Genomic DNA, 18,094 nt, shown 5'->3' on the forward strand with positions numbered 1-18,094 from the left:
ACTCGGTGGGTGGGGTCGCGGTATTTTGCCAAATCAGAAAGTCTTTTTCAGAGTTTCCCTAAAGAACAGGCCAACCGCGTCCTAAACGCCGTTCTCGAAGAAATCACCGGCGCCCTGCACCGCAAGGACAGCGTCACCCTGGTTGGCTTCGGCACCTTCCTGCAACGCCACCGCGGCGCCCGCACCGGCAAAAACCCTCAAACCGGTGAGCCGGTGAAAATCAAGGCCAGCAACACGGTTGCGTTCAAGCCGGGCAAATCGCTGAAAGATACTGTTAACGAGTAACCGGCAACACCGTCTCGAAAGGGGGCGGGGCGGTAGGAAAAATGGGCACGCCGACGGGGTTGGGTGCCCATTTTTTGTGGGAAGAAGAGAAGTGGGTTAACTGTTGATAGGGTTTCATTTTATATATTTTCGTAACTTTCTGCGCAAGTTGCGATGTGCATTCGCGAATGTTTTTTATTTAAATAGTTACAGGGTTTTTGGAACTTGTTTGTGCGAAGCGTCACTTAGTTTTCGAGGTTGCAGGGAGCCCTCTCTAATAATTTTTAAGAGGTCTATTTATGAATGTGTCCGAAAAGTCATATGTTCCGCTACTTGTTCCAATGAGCCAGCCAAAAACTCATGGTGTTACGACTCCAGCAGTTTCAGGCAATCATCTGACAGCTCCAGACAGTTCTGACGTTGAATGGAGCCTGAATAACGGAGGTGGTCGCTCGTCCCAGTACCCCGTCGCAAGTGATCAAGAGAATCACGCCAGATATAAGCGCGCAGGCTTTAAGTTTAAGCTCTCCAAGCCGCCAAAACCTGGGAAGCCCGCGGTGGCACCCAAGCCGCCAAAACCAGCGAAGCCTCCGGTGGGACCTAAGTCCCCAAAGCCAATAGGTGGGCCAAATGGTGTGCAGAGCGCCGTCAATAACTCGAAAGCCATTGGCAACTTGCACAACGCAAATGCATTTACGCCATTATCCAGTCAATTGGCGCACAGCGCGCGTAACGCCTTAATAAGTGCAACCGTAGGTACATTGATTCATTTGCCCTTCAGTGTGGCAGAGCATGTAGGCTCTAAAGCCATCGCGGACAGAATTGATGCGCAAGCTGAAATGCCGGGTGCAGAAAAAAAGAACGCGGATGGCACTGTCACTACGGTAGACCCGTCCGCGACGCAACAGCAAAAATTGGACGCGCGTCTTGAGGGCGCCGAAATAAAAACCGAGCTGATGGTCAACAATATTCTTTCCATCAACGAAGGGAAAGACGCGAAGGCTATGGGTAAAGACCCCAGTGCGCCCACTGATACTCCCTCAAGGCTTGCGGCACTTGAGAAAAGAATGGACGCCATAGAAGAACAGATGCAAGACATTGGTGAACGCTACGGGATTATTTATAAACCTTATGCTGCGCCCGACTCGTCGCAAGTGCCGACTGATGAGTCTCGTATGAAAAATATTGACGAGCGTTACGCTTATATGAACAAGATGACCAAGGTGTTGAATGCGGCGAGGAACGCAACTGTAGAAGACGAAGAGTAAAGTGTCGGCAGTGCCAATCGATAATTTCAGGCCGCAGCGTCAAGTTTAAAAATTGATCTGTGGCCTGCGATGCCAGCCGACTTTATTGTTGCAGATACGATAAAGGGGGGCGATTTATTTAAAGTCCCTATCCGGATTAAATAGATCCGTCCCTCTTCATTGTTAACTCAATATGTTGCTCGCTAACGCCAGATCGAACTGCTTGTTTCCAAAAATGGATTTGGTTGCGAGTGTTTTTTTGAATACGCCCGAATCCAGGCTGATATTGTTTTTATAGGCCGCAAAGACGATGGTGAGAAACGGGAATGCGTAATTGTCAGGCTCAGCCAATACATCATCAATTAGTGCAGTTCTGCCAAGAATGCAGTTCTCCGCCTTTGACAGATAAAAAGTTTTCAACCGGTCAGATATTTTTTTTACAGCCTGGTTTATTTCTTGCGGTGCCGGCGTTTTAATGATGCCACCCAGCTCGTCGCCGAACTGTTTTGTCTCTTCTGATAAGGAGGTCTTCGAACAAAATGACGCGTTCAACAGTCGGCTCTTATAGGGGGGGGATTGACTTAGGCAGAAGCTGAATGCCTCACACGTATAAATTTCCATTCCCGCGTAGTAACCATCGGCGTTGGTCAAATGTTGTAGGTAAATTTCTGCAAGTTTCTCCTTCGCTGAAAATAGGCTAAGTTTGTTTCTGCTCACCTTCATGTCGACATGGGGAGACGCAATTTGCTTCAGCTCCGCCAGTAACTCCACTTCCAAATTTTTACGAATTTCTAGGCTCATGTTATTCACTTGTAGATCAGAAGATTGAAGGTTGCGTTGTGCTTTGCGCCTTTTCCGCCTAACGGTACCCCTGGCTTTCCTTTGGTATCAACTTTGAACGATCCTTTTGTTCCGGCGGAGGGCTTGATTGTGCCTCCGCCTAAGTGTTGAGTGGTATTGGCTGGCTTAGTCATGTCGAAGACCCCTGAGCCAGTTTGGTTCGGAGTCAGCTTCCCGGTTCCGTGCTTCACTTCAAATACATGTAATTTCCCGTTGCGGTCCTTGGCTACGAAGTCGGCCCGGATACGTTTTCCGTTCACCTTCATGGTGACTTCTTCGGAGACGACCTTGAACCCATTCTTCTTCAGGTCATGAATCGCCTTGGTTCGGCCTTTATTGCCACTCACTGCACTTTTGCAAGCCCAGCCCCATGGGTCAATCCAGGTCAGGGGATTTGGTGCGTATTGATAGAGGTTCAGGCCACCCAGCAACCCAATCGGATCCGGCGTAGTAAACCGCCCCACATCCGGATCATAAAACCTGAACGTATTGAAATGCAGCCCCGTCTCCCGATCCAGGTACTGCCCCTGGAACCGCAGGTTCTGCTCTTCAATGTAATAAGGCTCGCGCACTTCCTCCAGCGTGTTGCCCCACACCCGATAAGTCGCCTGCCAGACGCTGTGCCCATCGGTCTCGGTCAGTTGTTCGGGCGACCCGTTCAGGTCGTTGTGGTAGTAGCGAATCTTCTGCAACGGACCCAGGCCGTCGACGCGGGCCAGGGGTTCGTAGCCGTCATCATCGTAAACATAGAGGCTGGTCTGGCTGTGTTTATGCTCCTGCAACAACCGCAGTCCATCCCACACAAACTGCGTTTCTCCCAGCGGATACCCGTCACTGCCATGCTCGGTTTTTTCGATGCGTCGGCCCAGCGGGTCGTAGGTCATTCGCACGACGCTGCCGTCATCGTTACGCACTTCAATCAAGCGGCTTTCAGCATCGTAGGCAAACCGCTGCACGCCCCGTCTGGCGCTGCGTTTTTCGATCATCCGCCCAAATGCATCGTAGCGATAACGCTTGTCCTGATAGGTCAACAGCTTGTTATGCACCACCAACCCGGCACCCGCCTGCGGGCCGTCCAGCAGGTTGGCGGCGGCATCGTAGGCGAAGGTTTCGCGCTGGCCGTGCAGGCTGTCCTGGCTGGCGATGATGCGGCCGGTGGCGTCGTAGTGCAGCAGTTGGCGGTGCTGCGTGGCGGGTTGTTGGTCGAGTTTGCCGATCAGGTTGTCGGCGGGGTCGTATTCGAACTGCTTTTGCGCAGCCGCCGGCATCAACGATGGCTGACTTGCCAAGCGGCGTTGGCGCGAACGTAGGCGGCCACTACGGTCGTATTCGCTGCGGGTGGTGAGCTGGCCCTGGGTGCGCAGTACTTCGCGGTGCAGGCGGTCGCGTTCGAAATCGCTGATGACTTGGCCGTCGAGGTTGATCTGGTGCAGGTGGCCACTGCCGTAGTGCAGGCGATTGAGCCAACGGCCGTCGGGTAGCTGGGTCTGGATCAGGTTGCCGAGTTCGTCGTAGTGGTGTTGCAGGTTGCCCGCCGAACTCTGCTCGCAAAGCAGTTGGCCAAGGGCGTCGTAGGCAAAACCCAGGGCTTGGACGTTGCCCTGCGAATCGGTGAAGGTGACAGCCGTGAGCTGGTCCACTGCGTCGTAGCTGTAGTCGGTGCGGCCATCGTCGGTGGTCTTGGCAATCAGCCGGCCCACCGCATCGCGTTCCAATCGATGGACGATAGGCGCGGGCGGCGTTTCGGGCACCAGGGCCAGACCGTTTCCGTAAGGCGCCGGCACGGCAGTCACCGCCGTGATGTTATCCAGCGGGTCATAGCTGTAGTGCTTGGCGCTGCCGTCGAGGTCTTGCTGTTCAGTCAACCGATCCCCGGCGTCCCACGCAAAACGATAACGCTCGCCGTTCTCGTTGATCAGCGCTTGCAGCCGTCCATAGCTGTCATAGCCGAACTGCACCTGCCGCCCATGGGCGTCGGTGCGTTGGCGGACTTGGCCACGGCGGTTGTGTTGGTAGAGCGTGGTGTGTCCGGCTGGGTCGGTGTAACCCACCAGCTGACCGCTGACATCACGCCGATACTGCTCGCTACGGCCGTCTGGTAATTGGGTGGTGAGCAAACGCCCCTGGGCGTCATAGCTGAATTGGGTGCGCTCACCCAGGGCATCGGTGATGACCTGCAGATAGCCGCGCTCGTCGTAGTTGAATCGCGTCGGGTAACCTGAGCAGTCGATGTGCTCGACCAGTTGTCCGAACGGGTTCCAGCGCAGCTTTTTGCTTTTGCCGGTGGCGTCAATAATTTCCACGGGCTGGCCGTGGGCGTCGTAGCGGTAACGGGTGATATAGCCCAGCGGATCGGTTTCGGCGATGCAGTTGCCGCGTGAGTCATAGCGATAGTGCCAGCTGTTGTCGGCGGCATCGGTTTCCACCAGTGGCAGCGCCCAATGCTCAAGCCATAACGTCGAATCGCTGCGGCCCAGCGGGTCGGTTTCGCCGATCAGGTTGCCGGCCTCATCGTAGCTGTACTCAAAGCGCCCGCCCAGCGGGTCGGTCGCACTGAGCAATTGGCGCTCATCGTTCCAGTCGAACAGCCAGGTCTGGCCGAGATTGTCGCTGTACCGAATGATTTGATGCTGAGTATTCCAGTGCCGGGTACTGACACGTTGCAAGCCATCGGTGATGCGGGTGAGACCGGCCGGCAGGTCATAATCGAACTGGTACGCGTCGCCCTCATCGGTCCAATGCCGCACTACACGCCATTCCACACCTTCAACCAGCGCCCATTCATAGAAGCAACGCAGCCCGGTGGGCAGTTGGTGCTCCACCATCCTGCGACCACTGTCGTAGGCGAAACGACGCAGAACCTGGCCCGTTGCATCGCGCACTTCAGCCAGGTTGCCCTGCGCGTCGAAGCCATAGCTGACCAGCACTTCTCGGCGCTGATCAGGGTACAGGCGTTCGATGCGCGCCAACTGGCCCTGATCACGGATCAACTCAACCTGCACGAGATCGAACGTATCACGCAGCCGCACCAGGCGACCGGCTTCGTCGTAGTCGACATGGATGTGGTTGTCGTTACGGTCGCCCAGTTGAGTCAGGCGCAGCAGCGATAGGTCGGCAGTGGGCTCGAACAAGCGATACAAGCCGTCATCGCTCTCGATCAACAGCTGCCCATTGAGATGCCGCCGCACGGCCAGCCCTTCACCCGCGCTGAACACGGCACCGCCCAGGGGGATGGAGCCCATGTCGATAGGCCGACCTTGCTCGTCGGTATAAATCAGCGTTTCACCGCCCTCTGGGTGGGGCAGGATCTCGACGCACACTTCATAGGGCACGCTCCAGCCTGCACCAAACATTCCACCCGAGCGCTCATCGCGGCTGTTGTAGAAGCGCTGCCAGTCGATCGGCAGGATGCCGGGCAGCACGAAATCCAGCTCCTCGGCATCGCCCAGCACCTTCGCGCCTGTGGCCGCATGCACCGGGTTCGACGAGCCCATCGCTGCGTTCGCCACGGCCCCCATCGCGCTGCTGACCGCCATCGACGTGGCCCCGCCGATCAGCATGCACGGTAACTTGCTGAAGAACTTGCCTTTGCCACCCTTGAGCATCAACAGCGCCGTGACCGCCAGCCCCACGCCCGGCGTCTTGCCACTGCGAATCTCGCGCACCACCACCGAGCCGCCGCCAATGGTCACGTTGGAGGAAATCAGGCCGGACGACACCACCGTTGCATCGCAGGTGCTGCGATCACCGCTGCGCACGGCCGGTTGGCCGTTGATCGTGACCTTGTCCGAGCCCTCGGCCAGGAACTGCGGCGGCATAGGCGGGTGCTTCATGCACACCACCAGGTCCAGCGGCTTGGGTACGGCGCCGGGAGCGGGCGTCGCGACTGTGGGACGCCACATCTGCGAGAAGAAACTTTCGGCCATGTCCAGGTAGCTGGGTTCTGCTTCAGGCGTGGGTTCTTCCAGCTCGGTGCCGGCTGGCGCGACATGGGAACTGATCGCCCCGGCGGCGCGGGCGGCCGGTATGTTATTGGTGAGGGTGTCGGTGGCGCCGGTGAGAATATTGGCCTGCACTGTGGGCGGGAACAGTGCGTTGGCGAAGGTGTCGCATAAATTCGTCAGGCCCTTGTCCGCCCCGGTCTTGCTCATGGCCAGGCCGACAATCGTGCCTACCACGGCACCCAGCAGGAAGCAGCCAAGCCCGCCGGTCGCGACGGTAATCCCGGTGGCGGCAACCACGGCGGCGGTCGCCACGGCGGTGATCGCGATATTGGCCGCTACCTCCAGCACGCCGCCAAGGATGTCCGCCATCATTGAGGTGTGCGAGAGCGCATCGCCCATCCGGGCGGCCCATAACGCGTCAGACATGCAGGCCGCTCATCAAGAAATAGCGTCGAACGACAGCGAATTTTTGATCAACGCCCAGTGCGCCGCCTCGGCGTCCCCAAGCGTGTCCGCCTTCACGTAACTCAACGCGAGCATCTTGCGCGTACCCGGCAGCACCAGCGCCAGCTGGTACTGGAACACCTTGTCATTGCCCTTGTTGAACTGGCTGCGCAGCTCGATGCCTGCCACTTCTTGAGCCGCGCCCAGGCGCACGTCCACGCCCGGCTGATAACGCAGGTCCTGCACCTGTTTTTCCAGGCGCTGGAGTTGGTCATTGAAGTTGCTGTGCAGGGTTTCACCCTCGGCGAGCAGGCTGCGGCTGACGATCAGGGAGGTGCCCAATTCAGGAAACTTGAGGATATTGATCGTTGCGTCCTGCAGCTCGCTGGCCGGTAGTTGAAACTGGAATTCGTTGATCCGGTACGTCATGGCAAACAGGTCTCGTCAGGAGCTTTTGGGCGCGGGGAACGCGGCTTTGATATTGGCGTCGATGGCGGCTTTCTGGCCCTGGCCGTCCGGTGTCGCGCCGGGGCCGCCGCCGTTGTTCAGGTGCAGCACGCCGCCGGTGTTGAACTCGGCATCGCCGCTGGCATAGAAGCTGATTTGCACGCCCGTGAGGTTGATCTGCCCGCTGGCGTTCAACTCCAGGATGCTTTCGCCGCAGACCAGGCGCAGGTTTTCACCGACTTCGATCACATAGCTCTGGCTGATGCTGTCGGTCTTCCTCTGGCCTACCGAAAGGATGTCTTCCTGCTTGACGATGCGCAGGCGGTTGTTGCCGATGGTTACCGTCTCGTTATGGCCAATGCTCTTGTTGCGGTCATGCCCCACCGAATGGCTCTCATCCACCTCGACCACGATGTCCTGATTGCGCTCGGCATGGATGTACAGCTGCTCCAACCCCTTCTTGTCCTCCATGCGGATTTCATTGAAGTTGGCCGGTGTGCCGCCCTTGCTCGAACGGCTTTTCATGCCGCTCTGAGTGGCGTTTTCCGGCAGGTCGTAAGGTACGGTCTGTTCGGCGTTGTAGACCCGCCCGGTGATGATCGGCCGGTCGGGGTCGCCCTCAAGGAAGCTCACGATCACTTCCTGGCCGATCCGTGGGATCTGCATCGAGCCCCAGTTCTTGCCGGCCCAGGATTGCGACACACGAATCCAGCACGAGCTGTTCTCGTTGGATTGGTCGTGACGGTCCCAGTAGAAATGCACCTTCACGCGGCCGTACTGGTCGGTCCAGATTTCCTCGCCTTTGGGGCCGACCACCAGCGCGGTTTGCGGGCCTTTGACGATGGGGCGGTGGGTGTTGGCCAGCGGGCGGAAGCTCTGCTGGGCGTCGATGCAGGTGAGGCTGCTTTCGAACTGTGCCGAGCCCGAACCGCCGCCGCTTTCCAGGCTTTCCTGGACGATGTAGTAGCGGCAGCCGACGATCAGGTATTCGCGGTTCTGGTCCTGGCGACTGAAGCCGGTCAGGCTGAATAAATGCCCCGAGCCCAGGCCGCGAGCATTGCCGCTGAACTCGATCTGTTCATGCAGGGTTTGCAGCGCTTCGATGCGGGTGCGCGCGTAGTGCTCGCCGTCTTCGCTTTGCACGTAGGTGCCGGGGTAGTCGTACAGCGGGTAGTCGCCGGCAGTGTGCGGGCGCGGCATGGCCGAGCGCACGTCGATGCTGGCGCTGGGGCGCTGGAAATCGTAGTCGTTGAGCTCCAGCGAACCCGGCTGCACTTCGTGCGCCAGGTGCCAGTTGTGCATATGGTCGCGTTCGCGCTGCTGCTCGTCCTTGGGGTAATACGGGATCGACGCGTAGCCCGGCACCGTGGTGTGGGCGCCGTAGGCATCAGCCAGCACTAGCACATGGCGGTCTTGCTCATGGCGGAAGAAGTAGTAGATGCCTTCCTGCTCCATCAAGCGGCTGACGAAATCAAAGCTGGTCTCGCGGTACTGCACGCAGTATTCCCACTCGCGGTAGGGCCGGCTCAGGGCGTCTTCGAAGTCGGAAAAACCCAGGTCGCGGAACACCTGCTTGATGATCTGCGGGATGCTCAGGTTCTGGAAAATCCGGCAGTCCGAGGTGCGGCTGAGCAGCCAAAACCACGGGCGTAGCGTCACCTGGTAACTGGCGAACTGGCCCTGGTCGATGTTCTGGCTGCACCGCGCGACGATGCCGTGGAAGTGCCGCTCGCCACCGTCCGCCAATTGCAGGCCCACGCTCATGGGTTTGCCGAGCAACTGGTTGAGATCGATGTTGGCGTCCAGCGACGTCAGTTGCAGCTCATAGTTGAACAGCCTGCCCAGCTCCTCGCCACCGCCCATTTCATTGAGCAGCAGCACATCCGGCCCGAGGGGGCTGGTGATTTTGGCCAGGCGTGAGGCTTGGTTGAATAGCATCGGTTAACCCGTAAATGTCGTTATATCTGACGAAACCGAATCAAAACTGTGGGAGCGGGCTTGCTCGCGAATGCGGTGTGTCAGTTGATGCATTCGGTGACTGAATCACCGCATTCGCGAGCAAGCCCGCTCCCACATTTAAACCGCATTCCAACAGTCGTTATTCGGCGTCGCTGAAGTCGTAGTGCAATTCATTATCTCGGCTGCTGATGCGCACACCCGCCAGCGGCTTGCCTTCGAGCATGCGCGTGAGGAATTCACGACTCATGTCCGGCAGCAGGCTGTTGGTCAGAATGGTGTCGATCATGCGCCCGCCACTTTCGGTCTCGGTGCAACGCGAGACGATCAGGTCGACCACCGCGTCGTCGTAATCGAACGCCACCTTGTGGGTGCTCTCTACGCGCTTCTTGATGCGGCCCAGTTGCAGGCGGGTGATCGCCTTGAGCATCTCGTCGCTCAGTGGGTAGTACGGAATGGTCACCAGGCGGCCGAGCAACGCAGGCGGGAAGATCTCCAGCAGCGGCTGGCGCAAAGCCTTGGCGATTTCTTCCGGCTCAGGGATGTTCGCCGGGTCTTTGCACACATGGGAAATCAGCTCGGTGCCGGCGTTGGTGGTCAGCAGGATCAGGGTGTTCTTGAAGTCGATCACCCGGCCTTCACCATCTTCCATCACGCCCTTGTCGAACACCTGGAAGAAGATCTCATGCACGTCCGGGTGGGCTTTTTCCACCTCGTCCAGCAGCACCACACTGTAGGGCTTGCGCCGCACGGCTTCGGTCAGCACACCGCCTTCGCCGTAGCCGATATAACCCGGTGGAGCGCCCTTGAGGGTCGACACTGTGTGGGCTTCCTGGAATTCGCTCATGTTGATGGTGATGACGTTCTGCTCACCGCCGTACATGGCTTCGGCCAGGGCCAGGGCGGTTTCGGTCTTGCCCACACCGGAGGTGCCGGCCAGCATGAACACGCCAATCGGCTTGCTCGGGTTGTCGAGGCCGGCGCGGGAGGTCTGGATCCGCTTGGCGATCATCTGCAGGGCATGGTCCTGGCCGATGATGCGTTTTTTCAGGTGCTGGTCGAGGTTGAGCACTGTTTCCAGCTCGTTGCGCGCCATGCGACCGACCGGAATGCCGGTCCAGTCAGCGACCACCGAGGCCACAGCCTGGTAATCCACGGTGGGCAGGATCAGCGGGGTTTCGCCTTGCAGGGTACTCAGGCGCTGTTGCAAGTCGACCAGTTGGGCGCGCAATTCATCGTTGCCGCTGTCCACCACACCGGCTTTTTCGCGCAAGGTTGCACGGGTGGCGAGCAGTTCATCCACCAACGTTTTCTCTTCGGCCCAACGGCTTTCCAAGGTCGCCAGACGCTCACGCTCAGCGCTCAACAGCGCCTCGGTGTTGGTTTGGCGCGCACCAATCGCAATGCCGATGGCATGCTCACGGGCGATGATTTGCAACTCGGTTTCCAGTGCCTCGATGCGACGGCGGCTGTCGTCCACCTCCGCAGGCACCGCGTGCAGGCTGATGGCGACGCGGGCACAGGCAGTGTCCAGCAGGCTCACGGATTTGTCCGGCAACTGGCGCGCCGGAATGTAGCGGTGGGACAGCTTCACCGAAGCTTCCAGCGCTTCATCGAGGATCTGCACCTGATGGTGTTTCTCCATGGTCGACGCCACGCCACGCATCATCAGCAGCGCTTTGTCTTCCGACGGCTCGGCCACCTGCACCACTTGGAAGCGACGGGTCAGGGCCGGGTCTTTCTCAATGTGCTTCTTGTACTCGGCCCAGGTGGTGGCGGCCACGGTGCGCAAAGTACCGCGGGCCAGGGCAGGCTTGAGCAGGTTGGCCGCATCACCGGTGCCGGCGGCGCCACCGGCACCGACCAGCGTGTGCGCTTCGTCGATAAACAGGATGATCGGCTTGGGCGAGGCCTGCACGTCTTCGATAACCTGACGCAGGCGCTGTTCGAACTCGCCTTTCATGCTCGCGCCAGCTTGCAGCAGGCCCACGTCGAGGCTGCGCAGTTCCACGTCTTTCAGGGCTGGCGGCACGTCACCGGCGACGATGCGCAGGGCGAAGCCTTCGACCACGGCGGTCTTGCCCACGCCGGCTTCTCCGGTGAGGATCGGGTTGTTCTGGCGCCGACGCATGAGGATGTCGACCAGTTGGCGGATCTCTTCGTCACGGCCAACAATCGGGTCGAGCTTGCCACTGCGGGCCTGCTCGGTCAGGTCGACCGTGAAGCGCTTAAGGGCTTCCTGCTTGCCCATCGCGCTCGGCGCCATGGCACCGCTGGCTTCACCGGGCACGGCACCGGCATTAAAACCATCGCTGGCGCTCAAGGCGTTTTCCGGCGAATCCCCGACGTATTCGTCGAAACGCTCGCTCAGAGCCTCGGCCTTGATCTTGTCGAACTCGGCAGACAAGCCCAACAGCGCATGGCGCAGGCTTGGCGTCTTCAGGATACCGAGCACCAGGTAGCCAGTGCGCACCTGGCTTTCACCAAACATCAGGCTGCCGTAGACCCAACCGCGTTCCACGGCCTCTTCCACATGGGAGGACAGGTCGGTGATCGACGTCGAGCCACGCGGCAAACGGTCCAGCGCTTCGGTCAGGTCACGGGCCAGGCGCGCCGGCTCCACGTTGAACTGGCGGATGATGCGGTGCAGGTCCGAGTCCTGCAGTTGCAGCAACTGGTGGAACCAGTGGGCCAGTTCCACATACGGGTTGCCCCGCAGTTTGCAGAACACGGTGGCGGCTTCGATGGCCTTGTAGGCCACGCTGTTGAGTTTGCCGAACAGTGCGGCGCGACTGATTTCACCCATGCTCTGGATTCCTTGAGGTGGTGGCGTGATCGGCGTAATGCCGGGCCAGGATTAGGTCGTTGGCGTCATGCTCGGGCTTGCCGAGCCAGGTGTTGAAGCCCAGGCGGAACTGACCATTGAGTTGCAGCGCCGGCACTTCGGGTTGTTGCAGAACCAGGTTGAGGTCCCAGTCCAGTTCATGGCCCAGGTACTCGGCCACCCACGCCACCAGTTCGTTGAACGGCTGGTGCCCAGGCAGCATGCCCATGTAGTCATCCAGCGTGAGCGGGCCCAGGCGGATGCGGAATTTGTGCTGGCGGTCCCATACGAAACTGCCCAGGCAAAAGTCCACGCCCAGGCGGTTGGCGCTCACGCTGACGCGGCTGCGCTCGGGCAACTCCAGCCATTGGCCGACGTATTCTTCAATTTCCACCGGCAGGCCGAAGTACTCGCTGAGAATGGCTTTCAGGCCGTCTGGATAGCGGGTTTGCGCCGACAGGTGGCCGCTGTAATGCAGCTTCGCAGTGTCCGGGATGAGCCCCTGATTCAGCAGGCTCGGCATGCCCCGTCCACTCAAAGCAGCGAGGCGCGCGGACCAGTAATCATCATCCGGTCGGTCGTGGCTGACGGTCGGCCGCGCCTCGGCCCAGGCCCGGTAAAACAGGCTGAGCAGGCGATGGTGGAACACATCGAGGAACTGTTTGCTGGTGCTGTCGGCGTTGTTGCGCTGACGCTCGCGCACGTACTCGGTAATGTGCAGCGGCAGCGGGCCGTTGGGGCCGCCAAGGCCGAAGAAGAATTGCTCCAGCCGCGCCGGCTTGCCGTCGCCACCGGGATCGACCGAGGCCAGGGTGGCCGGGGCGAAGGTGCAATCGGCCTGTTGCCCGAGGCGCAGCGGATCGTCTGCCAGGCGCAGGGAATGGCCCAGGCGCGGTAGCTCCGGCGATTCGCACTCGATACGGCGCAGCGCCTGGAAGAAATCGTATTCCCAGGGCTCCTGGTGCATCGCATCCAGTGTGTTCACAGGGTCGGACGCCGTCCGGGCTTGGCTTTCCATCGCATGATCTCGCCGCGTTCGGTGGTACGGATCACCGTCTCGGTAAAACTGTTGATCGACACGTAGCGTGCCAGGAAGCGTTCCAGCACCGCACCGAGCAGGAACACGCCGGTACCGCGAAACGCGTTTTCATCAAATTCCAAGGTGATTTCCAGGCCACGGCCAAACACGATCGGGCCAGGCATCGGCAAGCGTCGGGTCACGGCTTTGCTGCTCACCTCGCGCAGGCCTTCGATCTGCAATTGCAGGGCGGCGTCGTTGCTGTCGCCGTACAGGCGCAGCAGTTCGCGCAAGGCCGCCGCGCCTTGGCCCTGTTCGCTCAGGGACAGGTAGTTGAGCGACAACTGGCTGATCAAGCGCCAGGCCTTGGCGTCATGGGCATGGCTGGCGCGCGGGCGGCTCGGGCCTGCCACGCAACGCACGGACAGCACCGGGGCGCTGTCGGCCAGGGTGAAGTCGGTCTTGCCGTTGCCGATGCTCATGAACAGGGGCAAGTCGCGGTTGGTACACAGCGCCGTCACGCCGAGTTGGCGCAGGTCATGGCCGTAGGGCGCTTGGCGGCTGTCCACCAGGCTGACAAAGGTCTCGCTGCCCACATAGGTGGAGCGTGGGCCGTTGCGGCGCTGGTCGCTGGACAGTACGCGGGGCTCCCGGCGCACCGTGTAATAGGCCTGGTCGCGGCCGTAGCGCGACGGATCACGCACGGCATAGAACGGCAAAAACGGCTGCTCCGGCCCGGTACCGTGACCGGTGATGCCGCTCAACGAGTGAATCTCGAAGTCCATCGGCCGCGTACGGTCGGCGATCACATGGTGTTCGTTGACCCGGTCGGACAAGTGGATACGGTCGACGCGCTTGGGGAACAGGTTGATTGCCGGCGTGCAGAACGGCAGGAACTGCGCCGCGCCGACGCTGCCTTCCAGGCTCGGTTCATGACGGTCGAACAACACGATCAGCTCCAGCTCCTGGCCGTCGCAACGCTTGACCGCACGGCTCAGCTCGGCGAACTCGACGAACAGGTAACGGTGGGGCAGGGCGAAGTATTCCTGCAACAAGCGATAGCCCTGGAACGCGAGTGCGACCACCGGCATGGCGGCGTCGGCATCGTCATAACCACGGGAGCGCAGTGTATTCTGCGGCAGGCGCTCGACCCAATCGCCCCCCGGCTTGCGTGCAAACACCGCGCAGGCATTGCCCAGCAGTTGTTCGTAGAGGCGGAATGGTTGCTCGTCGGCACCGCTGAGGTAGAGCGGCAGGTTATCCAGGTCAAGGCTGTTGAACGGCAATTCGGCGCCGGTGCGCAGGGTCAGGCGCAGGCCGGCCTTGGCTTTCGGCTCACTGGCGGCCAGGCGACCCAACACGGCGGCAGGGTTGCCGAAGTATTCGGCATTGCTCACCTGCAACGGCCACAGCGTCACCGGGTGCGCGGTGCGGTACTCGCAGCAGGTCTGAGTTTCGCGGCCCAGCGCAGCGCGCAATACTGTGTCGCGAGGCAGCTGGAAACCACTGGCCAGCGAACCTTCATCCGGGTCGGTCTGCAATTGCACCACGGTCATCGATGGCGTGGGTGCCAGGTAATGCGGGTAGGCGATTTCCAGCAGGTTGTGGGTGAAGGTCGGGTACTCGGCGTCGAGCTTGAGCTGCACGCGGGCCGTGAGGTAGGCAAAGCCCTCGAGCAAACGTTCGACGTACGGGTCGGCGCAGTCCATACCGGACAGGGTCAGCCGACTGGCGATCTTCGGGTATTCCTTGGCGAACTCGGCGGCGCTTTCGCGCACGTGGTGCAGTTCCTGGTTGTACAGCTCCAGCAGGCGCGGGTTCATGGGCGTCTCCGCTGATCGGCATTCACCACGCGCACGTGGCCGGATTCCAGGTCGAGGTCGGTTTGCAGCAGCAGGCGCAATGGCACCGGCTGTGCCCACAGGTCGCCTTCAATCTCGAAACTCAGCGCGTTATGGTTCATCTCGCCATGGCCGACGCGGGCTTTGACGCGCAGGGTGTGGCGCAGAATGCGCGGTTCAAAGGTGGCGATAGCCTGGTAGATCAAGGCCTCCAGGGCTTTGATATCCACACTGGAAACACTGTTGCCCGCCAGCGCCGGCAGGCCGTAGTTGACCACTGACGTACCGGCCGGTGTGTGCAACGTGGCATCGGCATCGAGCAACGACGTGGTGTTGAGCAGCCACGCCAGGTCGCGCAGCACCGAGGCTTTCAATTGGGTCAGGGACAGCACGCGTTTGTCGGCGCTTTCCTTGGGGTTGGTTGGATCGTCGTCAGTCAGCCGGTCCAACAGGGACGGTTGCAGACGGTCGCGGGAAGCGATTTCAGTGACCACCAAAGCGGCTCCACGGACGGGTTGTGAGAGGGACAAGTGGGCTGTGGCCGTGGCGCGAAGCCACGGCCTCAAGGGCTATCAGCGCTTGGTGTTGGAACGGATGTTCCAGCCAAACTTGATCGCGCCGCCATCTTTGGTGCCGTCGGCTTTCTGCGGCTGGTAGTCGACCATCACTTGGGCGAAGTTCAGGGTGACGTTCTCGGTCAGGCGGTCATCGGTGCCCGAACCGCCGGTGCTGAGGGAGGTCACCAGCACTTCTTCTAGGTTGATCACCATGTACTCGACCTGGCTTTCGCCGCCGGCCTTGCGCACGGTCAGCTTGACCTTGTCGATGTGCTTGCCGCTGGCGCAGTGCATCATCAGGTTCGGCGACGCCTTGTCGACGTATTTGGTCAGCGACAGGTCCTGGATATTCACCTTGCCCGCGCCGCCGCCACCGCCCACGTGCATGTTGCCGGACTGGGCCATGCCCCAGCTCCAGTTCAGCACGTCGATTTCGTCCTTGTGGGCCTTGTCCATGGACTCGCCCTTGATGTCGCCGATCTTGATGAAAATATCAACAGCCATGTTTTCTCCCTGTGTGGTCTCAGCCACAGAATGTGTTGACGTCCCCGACCCCTGTAGGAGCGAGCTTGCCCGCGAAGGTCGTTAACGCTGACGCTGGCATCCTGAATGAACGCGGCGTCTTTAAGTTTTTCGCGAGCAAGCTCGCTCCTGCAGGGAGCGAGCCGGTCCCGAATGTTTACGCGCTTTTCGCCGAAGGCAGCTTCGATACCAGGCGCAGCGACACGGTCAGCCCTTCAAGCTGGTAGTGCGGGCGCAGGTAGAACTTGGAGTTGTAGTAACCCGGGTTGCCTTCCACTTCTTCCACGATCACTTCGGCAGCCGCCAATGGGTGCTGGGCCTTGGTGGTTTCGGTGGAGTGCGCAGGGTCACCGTCCACGTAGTTGAGGATCCAGTCCTGCAACCAGCGCTGCATCTCGTCCTTCTCTTTGAAGGAACCGATCTTGTCGCGCACGATGCACTTCAAGTAGTGGGCGAAACGGCAGGTGGCGAACAGGTACGGCAGGCGCGCGGCCAGGTTGGCGTTGGCGGTGGCGTCCGGGTCATCGTATTCGGCTGGCTTTTGCAATGACTGGGCGCCGATGAACGCGGCGAAGTCGGTGTTTTTCTTGTGCAGCAGCGGCATGAAACCGTTCTTCGCCAGCTCCGCTTCACGGCGGTCGCTGATTGCGATTTCGGTCGGGCATTTCATGTCCACGCCACCGTCATCGGTAGGGAACGTGTGCGCCGGCAGGTTTTCCACTTCACCGCCAGACTCGATGCCACGGATGCGCGAGCACCAGCCGTAGTGTTTGAACGAACGGTTGATGTTCACTGCCATCGCGTACGCGGCGTTGGCCCAGGTGTATTTGGAGCTGTCGGCACCGTCGGTGTTTTCTTCGAAGGCGAAGGCTTCCACCGGGTCGGTCTTGGCGCCGTACGGCAGGCGTGCCAGGAAACGCGGCATGGTCAGGCCGATGTAGCGCGAGTCTTCCGATTCACGCAGCGAACGCCAGCCGGCGTATTCCGGGGTGGTGAAGATCTTGGTGAGGTCGCGCGGGTTCGACAGTTCTTGCCACGAGCCCATGCCCATCACGGTCGGCGATGCCGCAGCGATGAACGGGGAGTGCATGGCGGCGCAGACTTTCGACAGCTCGCCCAGCAATTCCACGTCCGGTGGCGACTGGTCGAAGTAGTAGTCGCCCACCAGGCAGCCGTAAGGTTCGCCGCCGAACTGGCCGTATTCTTCTTCGTACATCTTCTTGAAGATCGGGCTCTGGTCCCACGCGGTGCCCTTGAATTTCTTCAGGGTCTTGTGCAGGTCCGGCTTGGAGATGTTGAGCACGCGGATCTTCAGTTGCTCATCGCTCTCGGTGTTGTTGACCAAGTAGTGCAGGCCACGCCAGGCGCTTTCCAGTTGCTGGAAATCCTGGTGATGGATGATCTGGTTGACCTGGGCGGTCAGCTTGGCGTCGATGGCGGCGATGATCGACTCGATCGACTTGATCGCGTCATTGGACACCAGGTCGGTCTGCGCCAGGGCCTGTTCGGCCAAGGTGCGCACAGCGGTTTCCACGGCTTCGCGGGCGCGCTCGGTCTTGGGCTTGAACTCTTGCAGCAGCAGGTTGGCGAACTCGCTGGCTTCTTCGGTGGCACCCAGGATCTGGCTGCCTTCGCGGGCGGTATTGTCGGTCATGATTACTGATCCCCTGCAGGCTTCGGCGCGCTGGCAAGTGCCTGGAGCAGTGCCGGGTCCTTGATCGCCTTCATGATGATTTCTTCAGCGCCGGTCTTGCCGTCCATGTAGGTCAGCAGGTTGGCCAGCTGGGTGCGGGCTTCGAGCAGTTGGTTCAGCGAGTCGACCTTGCGGGCCACGGCGGCCGGGCTGAAGTCGTCCATGCTTTCGAAGGTGATGTCCAGGCTCAGGTTGCCTTCGCCTGTCAGTTCGTTCGGCACGTGGAACGCCACGCGCGGCTGCATGGCCTTGAGGCGTGAGTCGAAATTGTCGACGTCCACTTCAAGGAACTTGCGGTCGGCCACCGGCGCCAGAGGCTCGGCGGGCTTGCCGGCGAGGTCGGCCATCACGCCCATCACGAAGGGCAGCTGGACCTTTTTTTCGGCGCCGTAAAGCTCGACGTCGTACTCGATCTGCACTCGAGGCGCGCGGTTGCGCGCGATGAATTTCTGAGAACTTTGCTTCGCCACGTTGCTGCTCCTGGTCGCTTGAGCGAC

At 60.3% G+C, this 18,094-nt stretch carries 13 protein-coding genes; 2 read left to right on the plus strand and 11 right to left on the minus strand.

What is annotated here, in order from left to right; translation table 11 throughout:
• The first annotated feature begins 9 nt into the window (after positions 1-9).
• A complete protein-coding gene (locus HX793_RS03435; protein ID WP_178905456.1) occupies positions 10-285 on the plus strand; it encodes an HU family DNA-binding protein in 276 nt (91 codons plus the stop codon).
• Between the two features lie 278 nt (positions 286-563).
• A complete protein-coding gene (locus tag HX793_RS31175) occupies positions 564-1,532 on the plus strand; it encodes a hypothetical protein (protein WP_256733861.1) in 969 nt (322 codons plus the stop codon).
• 162 nt (positions 1,533-1,694) lie between these two features.
• On the opposite strand, the gene HX793_RS03445 is transcribed toward HX793_RS31175, so the two are convergent.
• The 11 genes from HX793_RS03445 to tssB form a co-directional block, all read right to left on the minus strand.
• Positions 1,695-2,312 carry a hypothetical protein gene (locus HX793_RS03445; RefSeq protein ID WP_177052577.1) on the minus strand — a complete coding sequence of 206 codons (618 nt, stop codon included), beginning with the start codon at positions 2,310-2,312 and terminating at the stop codon, positions 1,695-1,697.
• A gap of 5 nt (positions 2,313-2,317) precedes the next feature.
• Positions 2,318-6,721, minus strand: a complete 4,404-nt coding sequence (locus HX793_RS03450) for an RHS repeat-associated core domain-containing protein (RefSeq protein ID WP_177097228.1) — start codon at positions 6,719-6,721, stop codon at positions 2,318-2,320.
• 12 nt (positions 6,722-6,733) lie between these two features.
• Entirely contained in the window at positions 6,734-7,168 is a 435-nt protein-coding gene (locus HX793_RS03455) for a DcrB-related protein (protein WP_177052579.1), read from the minus strand.
• A gap of 15 nt (positions 7,169-7,183) precedes the next feature.
• On the minus strand, positions 7,184-9,124 hold the full coding sequence (locus tag HX793_RS03460; RefSeq protein ID WP_133075585.1) for a type VI secretion system Vgr family protein: 1,941 nt from the start codon (positions 9,122-9,124) through the stop codon (positions 7,184-7,186).
• Between the two features lie 160 nt (positions 9,125-9,284).
• Positions 9,285-11,948, minus strand: coding sequence for a type VI secretion system ATPase TssH (gene tssH, locus HX793_RS03465; RefSeq protein WP_177052580.1), 2,664 nt, complete (start codon positions 11,946-11,948; stop codon positions 9,285-9,287).
• Positions 11,941-12,984 (minus strand): type VI secretion system baseplate subunit TssG, encoded by a 1,044-nt coding sequence (tssG, locus tag HX793_RS03470; protein WP_177097226.1) that lies wholly within the window; start codon positions 12,982-12,984, stop codon positions 11,941-11,943. The genes tssH and tssG overlap by 8 nt, the downstream gene beginning before the upstream one ends.
• Entirely contained in the window at positions 12,948-14,807 is a 1,860-nt protein-coding gene (gene tssF / locus HX793_RS03475) for a type VI secretion system baseplate subunit TssF (protein ID WP_177097224.1), read from the minus strand. The genes tssG and tssF overlap by 37 nt, the downstream gene beginning before the upstream one ends.
• Complete coding sequence (tssE, locus tag HX793_RS03480; RefSeq protein WP_005792513.1) at positions 14,804-15,319, minus strand: type VI secretion system baseplate subunit TssE; 516 nt, start codon at positions 15,317-15,319, stop codon at positions 14,804-14,806. Before tssE ends, tssF begins: the two co-directional genes overlap by 4 nt.
• 78 nt (positions 15,320-15,397) lie before the next feature.
• On the minus strand, positions 15,398-15,886 hold the full coding sequence (locus tag HX793_RS03485) for an Hcp family type VI secretion system effector (protein ID WP_005792512.1): 489 nt from the start codon (positions 15,884-15,886) through the stop codon (positions 15,398-15,400).
• 175 nt (positions 15,887-16,061) lie between these two features.
• Complete coding sequence (tssC, locus tag HX793_RS03490) at positions 16,062-17,558, minus strand: type VI secretion system contractile sheath large subunit (RefSeq protein WP_010207548.1); 1,497 nt, start codon at positions 17,556-17,558, stop codon at positions 16,062-16,064.
• Positions 17,559-17,560: 2 nt separating this feature from the next.
• On the minus strand, positions 17,561-18,067 hold the full coding sequence (gene tssB, locus HX793_RS03495) for a type VI secretion system contractile sheath small subunit (RefSeq protein WP_010207547.1): 507 nt from the start codon (positions 18,065-18,067) through the stop codon (positions 17,561-17,563).
• Between the last annotated feature and the right edge of the window lie 27 nt (positions 18,068-18,094).

Origin of the sequence: Pseudomonas reactans (assembly GCF_013387025.1) — a bacterium.
Classification (GTDB): domain Bacteria; phylum Pseudomonadota; class Gammaproteobacteria; order Pseudomonadales; family Pseudomonadaceae; genus Aquipseudomonas; species Aquipseudomonas reactans.